This is a genomic window from Sphingobium cyanobacteriorum, assembly GCF_030580935.1.
Taxonomy (GTDB): Bacteria; Pseudomonadota; Alphaproteobacteria; order Sphingomonadales; family Sphingomonadaceae; genus Sphingobium; species Sphingobium cyanobacteriorum.
The window spans coordinates 66711-83623 of sequence record NZ_JAUQOM010000009.1 but is presented as its reverse complement, the minus strand read 5'-3'; the positions used below and the strand labels follow the sequence as shown (position 1 = coordinate 83623).

Here is a 16913-nt window from a genome sequence, read left to right as displayed (position 1 = left end):
GGCGATGGCGCCTCTATGACCATATCGTGACTCTTGCGTGACTATTGTGTTTCTATTTTATGACGATAATTTCCATATCATGCCCCCGATCAGGCCGGATTATGCGCCTTCAGGAAATCATCGAGCCGCTGGAGGAAATCCAGCCGGTCGGCCTCGCGTGAGAAGTGATGATCGCCCAGCGGCTGTTCGACATAGATATAGTCGCGCCCGTCGACCTTCCCGGCGGCCTTCAGCTTCTCCGCCATTTCGCGCGACTGGCCGACCTGGACACGCCGGTCCTTCTTTCCGTGCATCAACAGGATCGGGGACGAAAATTGGGCCGCGAAGTTGATCGGCGAGACGGCTGCGAAATCGGGGGCCTGCTCTTTGAGCCAGTCCTTGCGCGTGCCGTGATTGAGGAAGCGGCTGTCGTAGCGCATCATGGCCGCCAGGTCCGACACGCCGGCATAGGAAACGGCGCAGCGATATTTCGCGCCGTCGCGCTGGGCCGCGCGCATCGCTGCATAGCCGCCATAGGATGCGCCGACCATGCACACCCGTTTGGCGTCGGCGATGCCCTGCTTCACTGCCCAGTCGACGGCATCGTTCAGGTCGTCCTGCATCGCCAGGCCCCATTGGCCTTCCCCCTTTTCGGCGAAGGCCGTGCCATAGCCTGATGATCCGCGATAATTGGGCTGGAGCACGGCATAACCGCGCCAGGCCAGGAACTGCACCCACCAGTCCCATGCCTCCGAATCGCGGGCGAACGGGCCGCCATGGGGCAGAAGGATCAGCGGCAGGTTCTTGGCGTCGCGATTCTTGGGCAGGGTCAGGACCGCCGCGATCTCCAGCCCGTCGCGGGCCTTGTACCGGATGGTTTTGACCGGGGCGAGACGCACCGTGCCGGGAAATCGCTCGCTGACGCGCGACAGCGGGCTCATCGTCCCGTTGGCGGTGTCGTAATAATAATAGACGCCGGGCTGGTCGGCCGTGCCGACATGGACGATCAACCGCTGGCCGTCGCGGCTGGTGGACATGATGCGCGCGTGCCGGTCGCCCACCGCCTTGTCGAGGTCGGCCTGGATATTGGCCAAATTGGTGTCGAACCAATGGACCATCGGTGCGTCGGCCGTGTAATGGACCCCGCCCAGCGCCGTCCCGCTGGCATCCTTTTCAACCCAGCCAATGTCAAATCCCGGTGCCTCGAACAGCTTCTTGCCCAGTTCCAGCGTGCCGAGGTTGAGTTCATACAGCGCGTCCGTGCCGGCATGGTTGTCGCTGGCAATGGCCTTGGTGGGGTCGGGGGTGAACAGCAACGGTGTTACCAGCGATTCGTCGCGCCGCCGGTCGGCGCGGTCGATGACCCGAAAGCTGGTTCTGGCGTCGGGGCGATAGAGCAATTTGGCAGTGCGCGTGGAATCATTATAGCCCACGCCCATGCGAACGGTGCCGGCCGCATCGGCATACCAACTGCGCACATGATCCCTGGAGTCGACGACATTGCGCATCCGTCCGGTGCTGATGTCGACCTCATCCACCTTGGGCCAGAAACCGGGCTCATTGACGTAGATGGAGCTTTGGTAGGACAGGAGGATGCGGGGCGTGCCGTCCCGCGCGATCCAGATCACATCGTCGGCATGCTGGGCGGCGACCTGCTTGGCCAGCAAGTTGAGCTTGCTGCCGTCACGCTTCAGGCTGACGACCCGGCTGAGATACCAGGGCGCGCCCTGCACATTGGTTTCCGCGCCGATGCCGGCGAGCAACCAGTCGTCATTGACCCATTGCCACCAGTTGAGATCATTGTCGCCCAGCGCGATCTGGCGCACGCGGTTCGGCCCTTCCGCTATGTCGGCGATCACCAGTCGCTGCTCGCCTTTCACCGCGACCCGCGCGGCGATATGCAATCCGTCAGGCGACAAGGCGGGGGATGCCATCAGCGGCAGGGCGGCAAAATCCTGCACCGTCCATTGCGGTGCAACGGTTGAAGGTGCTGCGGGGGCCGCTACAGGGGCCGATGCCGATGGAGGCGTCTGGGCACCGGCCGCGCCGCCTGCCAAGATTAACACGCCTGCGAACAGTCCGGCAACCTGCTTCATCTTTCCCCCAATATCCTGATCGTCCCCGATCAAGGCATAAATAGGCGGACTGTCGCTGTCATCTGAAATTGGCTGTTAATCAACCCTTTGCGAACCGATCAGGCGGCGCGCAGCGTCCGCCGGGGGGCCAGCATCACCCGGTTGCGGCCGCCGCGCTTGGCCTCGTAAAGCGCGGCGTCGGCGTCGGCGAGCCAGGTCTGGCTGCTCATGCGGCCGGGGTCGATCGCGGCGACGCCGAAACTGGCGGTGACGCGCAACGGCGGATCGTGCGGGATGTCGAGCGCGGCGACGGCATCGCAGAAGCGGCGCGCGGCGGCCAGTGCGTCGGCTTCGCTGGTTTCGGGCAGCAGCAGCCCGAACTCCTCGCCGCCCAGCCGGCCAATCGAATCGCTGGGGCGCGACAGGGCGCGGCACAAGGCCGCCACCGCCTCGATCACCCGGTCGCCGGCAGGATGGCCGTAACCGTCATTGACCCGCTTGAAATGATCGATGTCGAGCAGCACCAGCGCGGCGGGGCGCTGATGCCGGGCGAACAGCGCGATCTGCTTGTCGATCGCCGCGACGAAGGCCCGCCGGGTCAGCGCGCCGCTCAGGCCGTCGCGCTCGGCCAGCAGGCGCAATTCCATCTGTTCGACCACGATCGGGGCCAGGCCCTGAAGGATCGCTATCTGTTCGGGCGAAAAATCGCGGGCATGGGTGTCGATCGCGCAGAGCGACCCGACATTATAGCCGTCGGGCGTGCGCAGCGGCACGCCGGCATAGCTGCGGATGCCCGGATCGCCCGTCACCAGCGGATTGTCGCGAAAACGGGCATCGGCCTGCGCGTCGGGAATGACCAGCGGGCTGTCCTGCCGGATCGCATGATCGCAAAAGGCGATGCTGCGCGGCGTTTCGGTCGTATCCAGGCCCGCCAGCGACTTGAACCATTGGCGCTCGCCGTCGATCAGCGACACGGCGGAAATCGGCACGCCCATCAGCGTGCGGACCAGATCGGTGATCTTGTCGAACGCCCCTTCGGCCGGGGTGTCGAGAATGTCGTAGCGACGCAGGGCGGCGATGCGGCCCGCCTCGTCGGTGGCTCTGTCGTGCGGCGTCATGGTTCCACCTGCTGCTTGCCCGTTCCCTGCCCCGCAACGCCGCCGGCCCGCACCAGGACGGTCAGCGCCAGCAAGGCTGCGCCCCGCATCTTTACAAAAGGTTAAGAGGTGCGGCGCGCCGCGCGTGCAATCCGACAGGGGGAAGCGCGGGGGCCGGCGCGCGCGGCGCAGCCCCCGCGCCCTGGTTCATGCCCCGTGCGCCAGCGCGGCGAGCAGCAGCAGCGCGACGATGTTGGTGATCTTGATCATCGGGTTGACCGCCGGGCCGGCGGTGTCCTTGTAGGGATCACCCACCGTGTCGCCGGTGACGGCGGCCTTGTGGGCTTCGCTGCCCTTGCCGCCATGATGGCCATCCTCGATATATTTCTTCGCATTGTCCCATGCGCCGCCGCCGCTGGTCATCGACAGCGCGACGAACAGGCCGGAGACGATGACGCCCAGCAGCAAGGCACCCAGCGCGGCAAAGCCGTTGCTGACCCCGGCCACCGCCGCGATGATGAAATAGACCGCGATCGGCGCCAGCACCGGCAACAGCGACGGCACGATCATTTCCTTGATCGCCGCCTTCGTCACCAGGTCGACGGTGCGGGCATAGTTGGGGCGCGATGTCCCGTCCATGATGCCCTTGTCCTTGGCGAACTGGTCGCGCACATCCTTGACCACGTCACCGGCCGCGCGGCCCACGGCGGTCATCCCCATCGCGCCGAACAGATAGGGCAGCAATGCGCCCAGCAGCAGGCCGACGATGACATAGGGGTTGGACAGGCTGAAATCGACCGGGGCGGTGAGGCCCAGCGCCGCATTGTAGAATTTCAGATCCTCCGTATAGGCGCCGAACAGGACGAGGGCGGCCAGGCCCGCCGATCCGATGGCATAGCCCTTCGTCACCGCCTTGGTCGTGTTGCCGACCGCGTCCAGGGCATCGGTCTTGACGCGGACGCTGTCGTCCAGATGCGCCATTTCCGCGATGCCGCCGGCATTGTCGGTGACGGGCCCATAGGCATCGAGCGCCACGACCATGCCCGCCAGCGCCAGCATGGCGGTGGCGGCGAAGGCGATGCCAATGAGGCCCGCAAGCTGGTGCGCGACGATGATGCCGATGACGATCACGATCGTGGGCAGCGCGGTCGATTCCAGGCTGATCGCCAGCCCCTGGATGACGTTGGTGCCATGGCCGGTTTCCGATGCTTTCGCGATGCTGCGGACCGGGCGATAATTGGTGCCGGTATAATATTCGGTGATGACCACCAGCAGGCCGGTGACGCCCAGCCCCACCATCATCGACCAGAACAGCGCCATGCCGGTATAACCGCCCACGCCGTCCAGGTCCGCGCCGAACACCGCGTTCATGTCGCCCAGCACCCGCCAGGTCACATAATAGATGGCTGGGATCGACAGCAGCGCCGTGGTCCAGAACCCCTTGTAGAGCGCGCCCATGATCGACTGGCTGGCGCCGAGGCGGACCATGTAGGTGCCGATGATCGACGTGATGATGCACACGCCACCGACGATCAGCGGCAGGGCCATCAACTGCATCTTGAACAGATTGTCCACGCCGGTGACGAGCAGCGCGGTCAGCACCATGGTCGCGCCGACGGTGACGACATAGGTTTCGAACAGGTCGGCGGCCATGCCGGCGCAGTCGCCGACATTGTCGCCCACATTGTCCGCGATCACCGCCGGGTTGCGTGGGTCATCCTCCGGGATGCCGGCCTCGACCTTCCCCACCAGGTCCGCGCCGACATCGGCCGCCTTGGTGAAGATGCCGCCGCCCAGCCGCGCGAAGATGGAGATGAGCGACGCGCCGAAGGCCAGCGCGACGAGGCTGTCGATCACCAGCCGGTCGTCGGGCGCATGGCCGGCGGGGCCGGTCAGATACCAGAAAAAGACGCTGATCGCGAGCAGGGCGAGGCCCGCCACCAGCATCCCGGTGATCGCGCCCGCCCGGAACGCGACGGTCAGGCCGCTCTGCAACGTACCGCGACAGGCTTCGGCGGTGCGGACATTGGCGCGCACGGAAATGTTCATGCCGATGAACCCCGCCGCCCCCGACAGGATCGCCCCGATCAGGAAGCCGACCGCGGAGGTGATGCCCAGGAAGAACAGGACAAGCGCGGCGACGACGGCGCCGACGATCGCGATGGTGGTATATTGCCGGCCCAGATAGGCTTTCGCCCCTTCCTGAATCGCGCCGGCGATCGCCTGCATGGTGTCATTGCCCGGTGATGTGGCCAGAACCTGACGACTGGTGAACAGGCCGTAGAGCACGGCCAGCAGGCCGCACCCTATGGCGATATAGACAATCTGCATGTGTGTTCCTCTCCCCCGATTATGACTGTCATCGGCCGCTCCGCAGGGAATGACGGGCGAACGAAGGGCGCAGGGGCGGGCGGCCGGACGGGCGGGGTCCGGCATCTGGCACCGCGTCAATCAGCATCAGGGCAGCGCACATGGGCGGTCCAACCGGGCTGAGAATAGGGTGAAAGGAAGCTACAGCGCTTACCGCCCGCGTCAAGTCGCGAGAGGGAGGATAGGGCCGGATGTGACCCTAGCCACCGACGAACGGCCGCTACCCCCGGCTCACCCGTCCGCCGCCGCCGTAGACAGGCCCAGCCCCGGCAGGCCGATCGAGCGCTTGCCCGAAAAATCGGTGCGCGCGACGATGACGCCCAATTTTTCCATATAGTCGATCAGCCGCCGCACCCGGCCCGGCGAACTGGTGCCATAGGCACGGGCGAGCGCGGCATCGTCCGGGCAGGGCTGGCCGTCCAGCGCCGCGCGGGCGATCAGCAGGAAGGGGGCGAGCATATCCTCCGGCAGCGGCTCCGCCGCGCGGATCGCGCCCTGCCAGCGCGGATCGTCGGCATTGGCCATCCCCGCCTGCGCCATGGCGAAGCGCTTGCGGAAGGCGGGCAGGTCGAGCGGCGCGCGCTTCAGCCCCTTCATCCGGCAGCGCACGCCGAAATCCTGGTAGAGCGCCGCCACGCCGGGCGCGGCATCGCCCAGGTCCGCGACGATATCCTCCAGCACGGCGATGACCACCGGCTCATTTTCGCCGAAATCCAGTTCGGGCGCGGCGGGCCTGGCCGTTGGCGCGTCGGCGAGCTGGCGCATGATGTCCTCGGCGGCGCGGGGCGGGGGATCGGCGCGGGGCGGGGGCGGCGGCAGCGCGTCGTCCGCCGCCTTGGCGAACAGCAGCTCCTGGAAATCCCCCCCGGTCGTCACCGGCGGCGGCATCAGCTTGTGCGTGCCGCCGCGCGTCCCGGTCCTGACCACGCCGATCTTCACATTGACCGGCCGCCGCGCGATGGCGGGGCCAAGGCCCAGGAAGCGGCCCCGTTCCAGATCGCGAATCTGTTCCGCCTGCCGCCGCTCCATGCCCAGCAGGTCGGCGGCGCGCGCCATGTCGATGTCGAGGAAGGTGCGGCCCATCAGGAAGTTGGACGCTTCGGCCGCGACATTCTTGGCCAGCTTCGCCAGCCGCTGGGTCGCGATCACACCGGCAAGCCCGCGCTTGCGGCCCCGGCACATCAGGTTGGTCATGGCGGCCAGGCTGAGCCGCCGCGCCTCGTCCGACACGTCGCCCGCCGAAACGGGCGCGAACATCTGGGCCTCGTCCACCACCACCAGAGCGGGATACCAATGGTCGCGCGGCGCATCGAACAGGGTCGACAGGAAGGTCGCGGCGCATTTCATCTGCGCTTCGAGTTCGAGCGCATCCAGGCTGAGCACCACCGAGGCGCGATGTTCGCGGATGCGCGCCGCCATCCGCACGATATCGCGCTCATTATAGTCGCCCGCGTCGATCACGACATGGCCAAATTCGTCGGCCAGCGTGACGAAGTCGCCTTCGGGATCGATCACCACCTGCTGCACCATGGCGGCGCTTTCCTCCAGCAGGCGGCGCAGCAGATGCGATTTGCCCGACCCCGAATTGCCCTGAACGAGCAGGCGGGTGGCGAGCAATTCCTCGACATCGACCAGCACGTCCTTGCCGTGGCTGTCGGTTCCTATGCTGATGCTGGCGGTCACGGATGCGTCTTTGGCGCAGGGGGTAGGGGAGCGCAAGGGGGGGTGGGGCGGTGGCGGACGGAAGGGTCGTTTGCCGAAGTTCACACCGTCGTCGGGTGAATCGGGCCAATAGTCCAGGTGAAGCCCCGGCAGGGACGTTGTCAGGCCCGGTCCAGGTCAGTGTCGGGTCACGACCGGGTCATGCCGACGCGCCTCCAGAGTCACGGCCGGGCCATCGCGACGCTGCGGGTGCGACAGCATAGGGTCAGGGGTATGTCCCCGGCGGGTCACTGGCCCGCCTGTGGGGCAGGCGATGGCGCAGGAGGCGGGCGGTCGGGCGCGAAGGGATCGGCCATGCGTTCGGCATGTTGGGTCAATGCCCAAGTCCAGCTTCGGTCGAACATCGTGCCGGCCAGGCGACGGCGCAGGCGATGCGCGCTGGTGGGCGACATGCCGACGCTGCGCGCGGCAACCGCGACGGTCCCGGTTTCGAGCAGAGCGATCAGGAAGCGGCGCTGCTTGGCGGGTGTCCAGTGGGCGCGGTTTGCGGGCGCTGGTGATGACGGCGCGGCGGTTTGCGGGGCGGGGTGCTGGTCCATCGGAGAGGATAGATCAGAGGATGTTCGAGTAGGAAAGGGGTTTTGGGGGAGGGAAGCTTTGGGCTGGCTTGGATGGTCAGGGAAAGCGAGAAGCCTTCGGATCAGGAGCTTCACTGCTTGATTGCGTATCGACGGCAAGGCGTCATATTCGCCCAGATATGCAGATCGTCATCATACCTCATCAAGACAGTTGGGCGGCTGACTTTGCAGTGCTGAAAGACGCCCTGCTTCAAGCCGCTCCATCTGGTTCATACATACACCATATCGGATCGACGGCGATAGCCGGCCTGCCAGCGAAAGACGTCATCGACGTTCAAGTGACCGTAGATGACCTCATGCATGTTGATGAGGCGAGGTTCGAGCAAGCAGGCTTCCGAAGTACGGACATTTGCAACGATCATTGTCCCCCAGGATTACACCTGGCACCGTCGCAATTAGGCAAGCGCTTCTTCAAAGGTTACCAGCGAGCGGCGAACATTCATGTTCGACAGAAAGGCTTTTTCAATCAACGTTTCGCATTGCTATGTCGTGATTTTCTCCGCGCCCGCCCGGTAGCTGCCGCCGCATACGGGCTTATCAAGCAGCGGCTGTCTGACCGCTTTCCAACGGATGTTGATTTCTATTACGACATCAAGGACCCGGTCTTTGACATCATCGTGGAAGGTGCCAATGTCTGGGCGGAAGCCACTGACTGGGTTGAGCCTCCAGCGGATTGATCATTGGCTCTGTCGCAGTCAACAAGACTTCCGTATCACCATCGTTTTCGGGAAAGCGACGGACGTTAGGACAAACAGGTGTTTTCCGGCCTGTGTCTGACTCTTCTCGATGCTCGCCAATCTCGCCGACGCGCCCGCCCAGCGGTCCGTGCTCGCTCAATTCAGGTGCAAGGCAGCGTCATGCTTCTGTCCCGGTCCAATGATCCGGTGGAGGAAGAGGCGATCCGGTTCGACGGAATAGAGTATCCCATAACCTTTCTACGACCGGCGCCGGATTCCATGCTGTTCGTAGCGCGGGACCAGCGGGCAGGCGCGCGGGATTGTCCTTTTGGATATAGTTTCTGATACCTTCGAGGTCGCGCCTTGCCCATGAGGACAATATGGCCCTCATCGCGGCGCTGCACCACGCGCGCTTTGCTGAATGTCGGCAATCACCGCATCGCACACTTCGTCGAGATCATGACCACCGCCGGACGCCATTTCCCACAGGCTTTCGTCAATCGACGCATCGAGTTCCCTCAGCCAGCGTTCTTCGTCCATGATTGCATTCTGATCGCGACGGATCAGATCGCGCACATAGTCGCTGGCGCTGGCATAGTGGCCGCTGTCGATACGGTTCTGCACATAATCCCGCATGCGATCTGGCAGGGAGACGTTCATGGCAGCCATTGAAAGATAGCTTCGATCTTTGTCCTATGGCAAAAATTGCCATAATCCTTAATGGCTCCGGCGCGAAATCTCCACCGTTGCGTGTTGCCCGACCCCCGCACCCCCATCCGCCCCTTGACCCCTCTCCTGTTGCAATGCAGCATTGCTGCCATGGCGACTCTTGCATCCCCGTCCCCGTCTGCGATCACGCAGAATCCCGATATCCGCTATCTGGGGCGGCTGCTGGGCGACGTTATTCGCGCTTATGGGGGGGAAAAGCTCTACAAGCAGACCGAATATATCCGCTCCGCCTCGGTCGACCGGGCGCGCGGGTTGCAGGGGGCGGACCTGACCGACACCGGGCTGGATGCGCTCAGCCTGGACGATACGCTGGCCTTCACGCGCGGCTTCATGCTGTTTTCGATGCTCGCCAACCTGGCCGAGGACCGGCAGGGTGTCACGGCCGAGCCGGGGGCGGATGTCGCCTCCGCCGTGGCGCGGCTCGAATCGCACGGCATCGGTCGCGATGCCGTGCTCGATCTGCTGTCCCACGCGCTGATCGTTCCGGTGCTGACCGCCCACCCGACCGAGGTGCGGCGCAAGAGCATGATCGACCACAAGAACCGCATCGCCGACCTGATGCTGCTCAAGGATGCCGGGCGCACCGAAACCGACGATGGCGAGCAACTGGACGAGGCGATTTTCCGCCAGATCGCCCTGCTGTGGCAGACCCGCCCGCTGCGCCGCGAGAAATTGTTCGTCGCCGACGAGATCGAGAATGTCCTCGCCTATTTCCGCGACACCTTCCTGCCGGTGCTGCCTGCGCTCTATGCGCGGTGGGAGCGGGTGCTGGGGGCGCGGCCGCACAGCTTCCTGCGGGTGGGATCGTGGATCGGCGGCGACCGCGACGGCAATCCCTTCGTCCAGGCACCGCAACTGGAATTCGCGCTGAAACGCGGCTGCCAGGCGGCGATCGCTTATTATCTCGACGCGCTGCATGCGCTGGGCGCGGAACTCTCGCTCTCGACCGAACTCGCCCATGTGCCGCAGGCGGTGCTGGACCTGGCCGAAGCGAGCGGCGACACATCGCCCAGCCGCAGGGACGAGCCCTATCGCCGCGCCCTTTCGGGCATCTACGCCCGGCTCGCCGCCACCTGTGTCGCGCTGACCGGGACGGCGCCGGCGCGCCCGGCGACGCTCAAGGGCGAAGCCTATCCGACGCCGCAGGCCCTTCGCCGCGATCTCGTCATCGTGGCGCAGGGGCTGGCGAGCGAGGGCAATGGCGCGCTCGCCACCGGCGGGGCGCTGGGCCGGCTGATCCGCGCGGTGGAGACGTTCGGTTTCCACCTCGCCACGCTCGACATGCGCCAGAACAGCGCCGTGCATGAGCGGGTCGTGGCCGAACTGCTCAAGCAGGCCGGGGTCGAGCCGGACTATCTGGCGCTGGACGAATATGCCCGCATCGCGCTGCTGCGCCGGGAGCTGGCGAGCAACCGGCCGCTGGGGTCGCGCTTTTCCGCATACTCGGAGGAAACCGCGTCGGAACTGGCGATCGTCCACGCCGCTGCTGCCGCGCATCGCGCCTATGGCCCGCCCTGCATCACCCATTATATCATTTCCAAGGCCGAAAGCGTGTCGGACCTGCTGGAAGTGAATATCCTGCTGAAAGAGGCCGGGCTGTGGCAGGCGGGTGTGGATGGCGCGCCGCCCCAGGCCGCGATCATGGCGATCCCGCTGTTCGAAACCATCGCCGACCTGGAGGCCGCGCCCGCGATCATGACCGCCTATTTCGGCCTGCCCGAAATCGCCGGGGTGGTGCAGGCGCGCGGCCATCAGGAAGTGATGATCGGCTATTCCGACAGCAACAAGGATGGCGGCTACATCACGTCGACCTGGAGCCTGTACAAGGCGAGCCAGGCGCTGGAGCCGGTATTCGCCGATGCGGGCGCGGCGATGCAGCTTTTCCATGGTCGCGGCGGCGCGGTTGGGCGGGGCGGCGGATCGGCCTTCGCCGCGATCCAGGCGCAACCCAGAGGCAGCGTGCAGGGCCGCATCCGCATCACCGAACAGGGCGAGGTGATCGCGGCGAAATTCGGCACGCGCGACGTGGCCATGACCAATCTGGAATCGATGACCAGCGCGACCCTGCTCGCCAGTCTGGAGCCGGAGGGGATTTCGCCCCGCGATGCGGCGCGCTTTGCGGGCGCGATGGATGAATTGTCGAAAAACGCCTTCGCCGCCTATCGCGACCTTGTTTACGGGACGGAGGGTTTCAAGGAATTCTTCCGCCAACTGACCCCGATTCAGGAAATTTCCGGCCTCAAGATCGGATCGCGCCCGGCCAGCCGGACCAGGAGCAATGCGATCGAGGATCTGCGCGCCATCCCCTGGGTATTCAGTTGGGCGCAGGCGCGCGTCATGCTGCCGGGCTGGTATGGCGTGGGCCATGCGCTGACCCAGTTCGAGGACAAGGCGCTGCTGGCCGACATGGCGCAGCATTGGGCTTTCCTCAAATCCGCGCTCGCCAATCTGGAGATGGTGCTGGCCAAATCCGACCTGGGCATCGCCGCCCGCTACCTGCCGCTGGTCGAGGACCAGGCCGGCGCAGAGGCGATTTTCGGCCGTATCAAGGATGGCTGGGGGCAGGCGCATGACGGCCTGCTCGCGGCGACCGGCCAGTCGCGGCTGCTGGAAAAAAGCCCCGCGCTCGAAACCTCGATCCGGCTGCGCCTGCCCTATATCGAGCCGCTCAACCTGCTCCAGGTCGAACTGTTGAAGCGCCACCGCGCCGGCGAGGATGATGCGCGGATCAAGGAAGGGATCGAACTGTCGATCAACGCGATCGCCACGGCGCTGCGCAACAGCGGCTAGCTGCGCCGCTTCGTGCATGTCATGGGAATGCGGAACGGCAGTTTGCAGTCCTTCGCCGTTCCGCACCCCAACTCCCTTGAGCGGGAGATGACTTCAGGACGGAGCGGATCTGGATGATCCGCCCCTTCCGTTGGTTCAGAATTTCGCGACGACACCCGCCATCGGGCGGATGGAGTGGAAATTGCCGGTCGTGTCCGCCTGCACGCGCAGGCGCACATTGCTGCTCTGGGCCGAACCGCCCATGTCGGCGGGCGACAGTTCGACGCCCGCGCCATAGGTCATGCCGTGATAGTCGCGGCTATCCTTGCCCAGTGCGTCGAAATTGGTCCACTGATAGCCGACCTTGGTGAAGATCAGGCTGTCCTTGCCCGCCTTCACGCCGACGCGGCCCGCCGCGCCATATTCCCAGTCGATGTCGCCCGAAACGCCCTTGGACGCGGTGCCCTCGACGCCGACGACCAGCGGGCCGGCGACATTATAGTTCACGCCCGCGACGCCTTCGACCATCCGGCCCTTGTAGCCGACCGGGGGGATGCCTTCCTTGCTGGATTCGCTGTCGTAATTATGGATGCCACCCATCACGCCGACATAGGGCTCAAGGCGCTTGGTGGAACCGCTATCGTCCTGCGCCATGGCGGCAGCGGGAATCAGCGACGCGGCGGCGACTGCCGTGAAAAGCAAAGTCTTCATGGGTATGACCCTTTTATCTGTTGGAAAACAAGCGGCGGTGTGGACCCGCCGGGTCGACCGGAGCGCTTGAAGCGGCATGGTGTCGACGGGGAAGAAATGACCGGCCCTGCCCGAAGGTTTCCTGAACAGATCATAAAAGTCCCGGAAAAGGCGATTATGTGACGGAAAGAACACGCTTTCTGTCACCCCGATGAACGAAATGCCGCTTATCTGAACCTGCGATAAACGCTGGCGCAATGCTGCTGATCCATTCACAACCAATTCAAGCGGGCCGCGTTACCCCTGTCACCAGATGGAGAAGAGGAGAAAGACGATGACGGGCATCCGACATCGGATTCTGATGGCGATGGGCCTTGCTGGCGCGCTGGCGCTGGGCGGCTGTTATAATGACGGCTATGGCTATGGCGGGGTCAGCGTGGGCACCGGCTATTATGGCGGCGGCGGCTACGACCCCTATTATGGACCGGCCTATTATCCCGGCGGCTATGGCTGGTATGATAATTTCTATTATCCGGGCAGCGGCTATTATGTCTATGACCGGGGCGGCCGGCGCCATCGCTGGAATGATGGCCAGCGCCGTTATTGGGAAGGGCGCCGATGGGAAGGGCACCGATGGGAAGGGCATAGGGGCGATGCCCGTCCGGGCGATGGCCATTGGCGCGACCGGGATCGCAACCGTCCGCCGGGCAACGGCCATTGGGGCCAGCGCCCGCCGCGCGACGGCGACGGCAACTGGACGCGCCCGCGCCCGCCGCAGGGTCAGGATCGCGGCCCCGGCCGCTGGCGCAACAGGGACGATGCGCGCCCGATGCCGCAGCCGGGCCTGCGCCCGCCGCAACAGGGCGGGCAGCCGCAGGTCAATCCGCCGCGCCCGCCGCGCAACTGGGACGCGCGCCCGCCACGGGCCGATCGCCCCATGCGCGGCCCCGTCCGTGGCTCTGCTCCCCGGATGAACGAACGCTGATGCGGGGAGCGATCAGGGCGACGCTGCTGCTGCCCCTCCTGCTCGTCGCCGCGTGCGACGGGCGGGAGGAGAGCGCGATCGACAATCTGGCCAATGGCGCCAACGCCGCGCAGGTCGAAAATAATGTCCGCGCCGAAGCGATGGCGCTGATGGAGCCGCTCGACCCGCCCAAGCCCGGCACGCCCGGCGGCCTGCCCGCCGATCCCGCGCCGATCGCGGAAGGCGCGATCGATCCCGACAGCGGGCAGGGCGCGGCGCAGGTGGTGCAGGGCTATTATGGCCTGCTGGAGGAAAAACGGTTCGAGGATGCGCAGGATCTGTGGGACCAGCAAGGCGCGATCGGGGCGCAGGACGACGCGCATTTCGAGGCGCGCTTCCGCGGCTTTGGCGAAATCCACGCCCATGTCGGCGCGCCGTCGGAGCCGGAAGGGGCGGCCGGTTCCCTCTATGTCACCGTGCCGGTGCAGGTCTATGGTCGCATCGCCGCGACCAGCAAGCCCTTCTACACATTGCGCCAGGTAACGCTCCGCCGCGTCAACGACGTGCCCGGATCGACCGGGGAGCAGCGCCGATGGCATATCGTGTCGATCGCTGCCTATGTCCCGCCGGCGGTGCCGGCGGCGGACGATGCGACGGAGGCGGGCAATGCCATTTCGATGACCGACGGGATGGTGCGCAAGCCCTGAACGCAGGAAAGCCCGACCTTTTCACAAAGGCCGGGCTTTCCTGTTCGCGCGCGCGGTGGTTGTTACGCCACCGTCGCCGTGACGATCTTGCCCGGCGTGCGCGGCGGCTCGCCCTTGGGCAGGGCGTCGACATGTTCCATGCCCGACGTCACTTCGCCCCAGACGGTATATTGGCCATCCAGGAAGGTGGCGTCGTCGAAGCAGATGAAGAACTGGCTGTTGGCGCTGTTCGGGTTCGACGCGCGCGCCATCGAGCAGACGCCGCGCACATGGGGCTGGCGGCTGAATTCGGCCTTGATGTCGGGCAGCTTCGATCCGCCCATGCCGGTGCCGGTCGGGTCGCCGCCCTGCGCCATGAAGCCGGGGATGACGCGGTGGAACACCACGCCGTCATAAAAGCCGTCCTTGGCCAGCGTGGTGATGCGTTCGACATGGCCGGGGGCCAGGTCGGGGCGCAGCTTGATCACGACGTCGCCGCCGCTGTCGAGGGTGAGGGTGAGCGTTTCGTCGGCCATGGGAATCCTCTCTTGCCGGGGGAAGGGTATGGCAGCCCATATAAAGGCTAATGCCGCCGATGGAAGCGCTCTCTCCCATTGCAATTCTGCTGTGCATCGGCGAAAGCGACAGCATGTTACAGGAACCGGACAGTAGGGGGCGCCATGAGCGAGCGCGGCGATTCAGCCGAACCCCTTATCCATGGGGAAGAATTTGACACCAGCCCGACCGGGCAGGCCGAAACCGGCCTGGACGAGGATGACCGGCTGAAACCTGCCTTCCTGAATGCCGTGCTCGACGCGGTCGAGGATGGCGACAGCGAACGTGCGCGCGATCTCGTTTCGCCGCTCCACCCGGCCGACATCGCCGACCTGCTCGAACTTGCGCCGGCCGAACGGCGCGGCGCAGTGGCGGCCGCGCTGGGCGACCTGGTCGGCGCGGAAGTTTTGTCGGAACTCAATGATTATGTCCGCGAGGACCTGATCGGCGATCTCGCGCCCGAACAGGTGGCGGAATTCGCGGCCGAACTCGACACCGACGACGCGGTCGCGATGATCGAGGACATGGAGGAGGCCGACCAGCAGGCCGTCCTCGACGCGCTCGACCCGGAAGATCGCGCCGCGATCCAGAGCGCGCTGTCCTACCCCGAAGAATCCGCCGGCCGCCTGATGCAGCGCGATCTGGTCGCCGTGCCCGAACATATGACGGTCGGGCAGGTGATCGACTATCTGCGCGACAATGATGACCTGACCCGCGACTTCTGGGAAATCTTCGTCGTGGATGCCGCGCACAAGCCGATCGGCACCTGCCAGCTTAGCTGGGTGCTCACCTGCCCGCGCGGCATCGCCATGGCCGACCTGATGCGGCGCGAACAGACGCTGATCCCGGTCGACATGGACCAGGAAGAAGTGGCGCTGCGCTTCCAGAAATATGCGCTCATCTCCGCCGCCGTGGTCGATGCCGGCGGCCGGCTGGTCGGCATGATCACGGTGGACGACGTGGTCCACATCATCGCCGAAGAAGCGGGCGAGGATATTCTCCGCCTGTCGGGCGCGGGCGAAGGCGACATCAACCAGCCGATCCTGATGACCGTGCGCACCCGCCTCGTCTGGCTGGTGGTCAATCTGGGCACGGCGATGATCGCCGCGTCGGTGGTCGGCCTGTTCGAAAAGACGATCGAGCATCTGGCGCTGCTCGCCGCGCTGATGGGCATCGTGTCGGGCATGGGCGGCAATGCGGGGACGCAGACGCTGGCGGTCATGGTGCGCGCCATCGCCACCAATCAGGTGACGAGTTCCAACACCTGGCGCATGATCGTGCGCGAATTCCGCATCGCCGTCACCAACGGGTCGGTGCTAGGGGTGCTGATCGGCATCGGTTCCTATCTGATCTACGGCCAGCCTGGCCTGTCGCTGGTGTTCGCCACCGCGATCCTGCTCAACAACATGGTTGCGGGCCTGGCGGGCGTGCTGATCCCGGTGACGCTCGACCGCTCCAATATCGACCCCGCCGTGTCGTCGGCGGTGTTCGTGACGATGATGACCGATTCGCTGGGTTTCCTCACCTTCCTCGGCCTCGCGACGATCTTCCTGACATGATGTTGATCGCGTGCCTGCCGCTGCCCATCTAGGCCGCCTATGCCGCTGCACATCACCAAGATCGCCTTTCGAAGCGAAAGCCCCGCCACCTTGCGCGCCTGGCTGGAAAGCCATGCGGGCGAGGCGCGGATCACCACCCGTTACCTGCCCAAGCGGGTGGCGGAGATGGCGGGCGGGTCGCTCTACTGGATTCATGGCCATATGCTGGTGGGGCGCAGCCCGATCCTGGGGTTCGAGGAAACCGGGCAGGGCCGTTACTGGGTGCGGCTGGAACCGCGCCTGATCCCCGTGCGCAGCCAGCCAAAGCGCGCGCATCAGGGCTGGCGCTACCTGGAGGGCGAGGATGCCCCGCCCGACCTGGGGCATGGCGAAGCGGATGACCGCGATGCCATGCCCCCTGCGCTGCTGGGCGAACTCAGCCGCCTGGGGCTGGTGTAACGCCTCTGCGCGCTTGCCATCGCAC

General features: G+C 65.5%; 14 protein-coding genes. 6 read left to right on the top strand and 8 right to left on the bottom strand.

From position 1 onward, the window contains the following. Positions 1–89: 89 nt before the first annotated feature. The 5 genes from Q4610_RS16090 to Q4610_RS16070 all read right to left on the bottom strand — a co-directional run bounded on the left by Q4610_RS16090 (position 90) and on the right by Q4610_RS16070 (position 7782). On the bottom strand, positions 90–2075 hold the full coding sequence (locus Q4610_RS16090) for an alpha/beta hydrolase family protein (protein ID WP_304536987.1): 1986 nt from the start codon (positions 2073–2075) through the stop codon (positions 90–92). A 98-nt stretch (positions 2076–2173) separates the two neighbouring features. Beyond that, positions 2174–3172: a GGDEF domain-containing protein gene (locus tag Q4610_RS16085; RefSeq protein WP_304536986.1), complete on the bottom strand. Its 999-nt coding sequence runs from the start codon at positions 3170–3172 to the stop codon at positions 2174–2176. 186 nt (positions 3173–3358) lie between these two features. Next, complete coding sequence (locus tag Q4610_RS16080; RefSeq protein WP_304536985.1) at positions 3359–5482, bottom strand: sodium-translocating pyrophosphatase; 2124 nt, start codon at positions 5480–5482, stop codon at positions 3359–3361. A gap of 270 nt (positions 5483–5752) precedes the next feature. Further along, positions 5753–7204: a helicase HerA domain-containing protein gene (locus Q4610_RS16075; RefSeq protein WP_304536984.1), complete on the bottom strand. Its 1452-nt coding sequence runs from the start codon at positions 7202–7204 to the stop codon at positions 5753–5755. 266 nt (positions 7205–7470) lie between these two features. Next, positions 7471–7782 (bottom strand): terminase small subunit, encoded by a 312-nt coding sequence (locus Q4610_RS16070; RefSeq protein WP_304536983.1) that lies wholly within the window; start codon positions 7780–7782, stop codon positions 7471–7473. A 158-nt stretch (positions 7783–7940) separates the two neighbouring features. On the opposite strand from Q4610_RS16070, the gene Q4610_RS16065 reads away from it, so the two are divergent. After that, the gene (locus tag Q4610_RS16065; protein WP_304536982.1) at positions 7941–8498 is read left to right on the top strand and encodes a GrpB family protein; all 558 of its coding nucleotides are present in this window, start codon (positions 7941–7943) and stop codon (positions 8496–8498) included. A 387-nt stretch (positions 8499–8885) separates the two neighbouring features. Here the strand turns inward: Q4610_RS16065 and Q4610_RS16060 are convergent, their stop codons facing one another. Beyond that, on the bottom strand, positions 8886–9167 hold the full coding sequence (locus Q4610_RS16060) for a type II toxin-antitoxin system ParD family antitoxin (protein ID WP_304536981.1): 282 nt from the start codon (positions 9165–9167) through the stop codon (positions 8886–8888). Positions 9168–9317: 150 nt separating this feature from the next. Between Q4610_RS16060 and ppc the strand changes: the two genes are divergently transcribed. Then, the gene (ppc, locus tag Q4610_RS16055) at positions 9318–12017 is read left to right on the top strand and encodes a phosphoenolpyruvate carboxylase (RefSeq protein WP_304536980.1); all 2700 of its coding nucleotides are present in this window, start codon (positions 9318–9320) and stop codon (positions 12015–12017) included. Positions 12018–12152: 135 nt separating this feature from the next. Here ppc and Q4610_RS16050 read toward each other — a convergent pair whose 3' ends face one another. Continuing rightward, positions 12153–12707, bottom strand: a complete 555-nt coding sequence (locus Q4610_RS16050; protein WP_304536979.1) for an outer membrane protein — start codon at positions 12705–12707, stop codon at positions 12153–12155. Positions 12708–13020: 313 nt separating this feature from the next. On the opposite strand from Q4610_RS16050, the gene Q4610_RS16045 reads away from it, so the two are divergent. Next, positions 13021–13671 carry a peptidase gene (locus Q4610_RS16045; protein ID WP_304536978.1) on the top strand — a complete coding sequence of 217 codons (651 nt, stop codon included), beginning with the start codon at positions 13021–13023 and terminating at the stop codon, positions 13669–13671. After that, a complete protein-coding gene (locus tag Q4610_RS16040) occupies positions 13671–14357 on the top strand; it encodes a hypothetical protein (protein WP_304536977.1) in 687 nt (228 codons plus the stop codon). The genes Q4610_RS16045 and Q4610_RS16040 overlap by 1 nt, the downstream gene beginning before the upstream one ends. A gap of 62 nt (positions 14358–14419) precedes the next feature. On the opposite strand, the gene Q4610_RS16035 is transcribed toward Q4610_RS16040, so the two are convergent. Continuing rightward, positions 14420–14872: a peptidylprolyl isomerase gene (locus Q4610_RS16035; RefSeq protein WP_304536976.1), complete on the bottom strand. Its 453-nt coding sequence runs from the start codon at positions 14870–14872 to the stop codon at positions 14420–14422. Between the two features lie 144 nt (positions 14873–15016). Between Q4610_RS16035 and mgtE the strand changes: the two genes are divergently transcribed. Both mgtE and Q4610_RS16025 read left to right on the top strand, forming a co-directional pair. Beyond that, positions 15017–16450, top strand: coding sequence for a magnesium transporter (mgtE, locus tag Q4610_RS16030; RefSeq protein WP_304536975.1), 1434 nt, complete (start codon positions 15017–15019; stop codon positions 16448–16450). Positions 16451–16489: 39 nt separating this feature from the next. Then, positions 16490–16888, top strand: a complete 399-nt coding sequence (locus Q4610_RS16025) for a DUF1489 family protein (RefSeq protein ID WP_304536974.1) — start codon at positions 16490–16492, stop codon at positions 16886–16888. Positions 16889–16913: the final 25 nt, after the last annotated feature.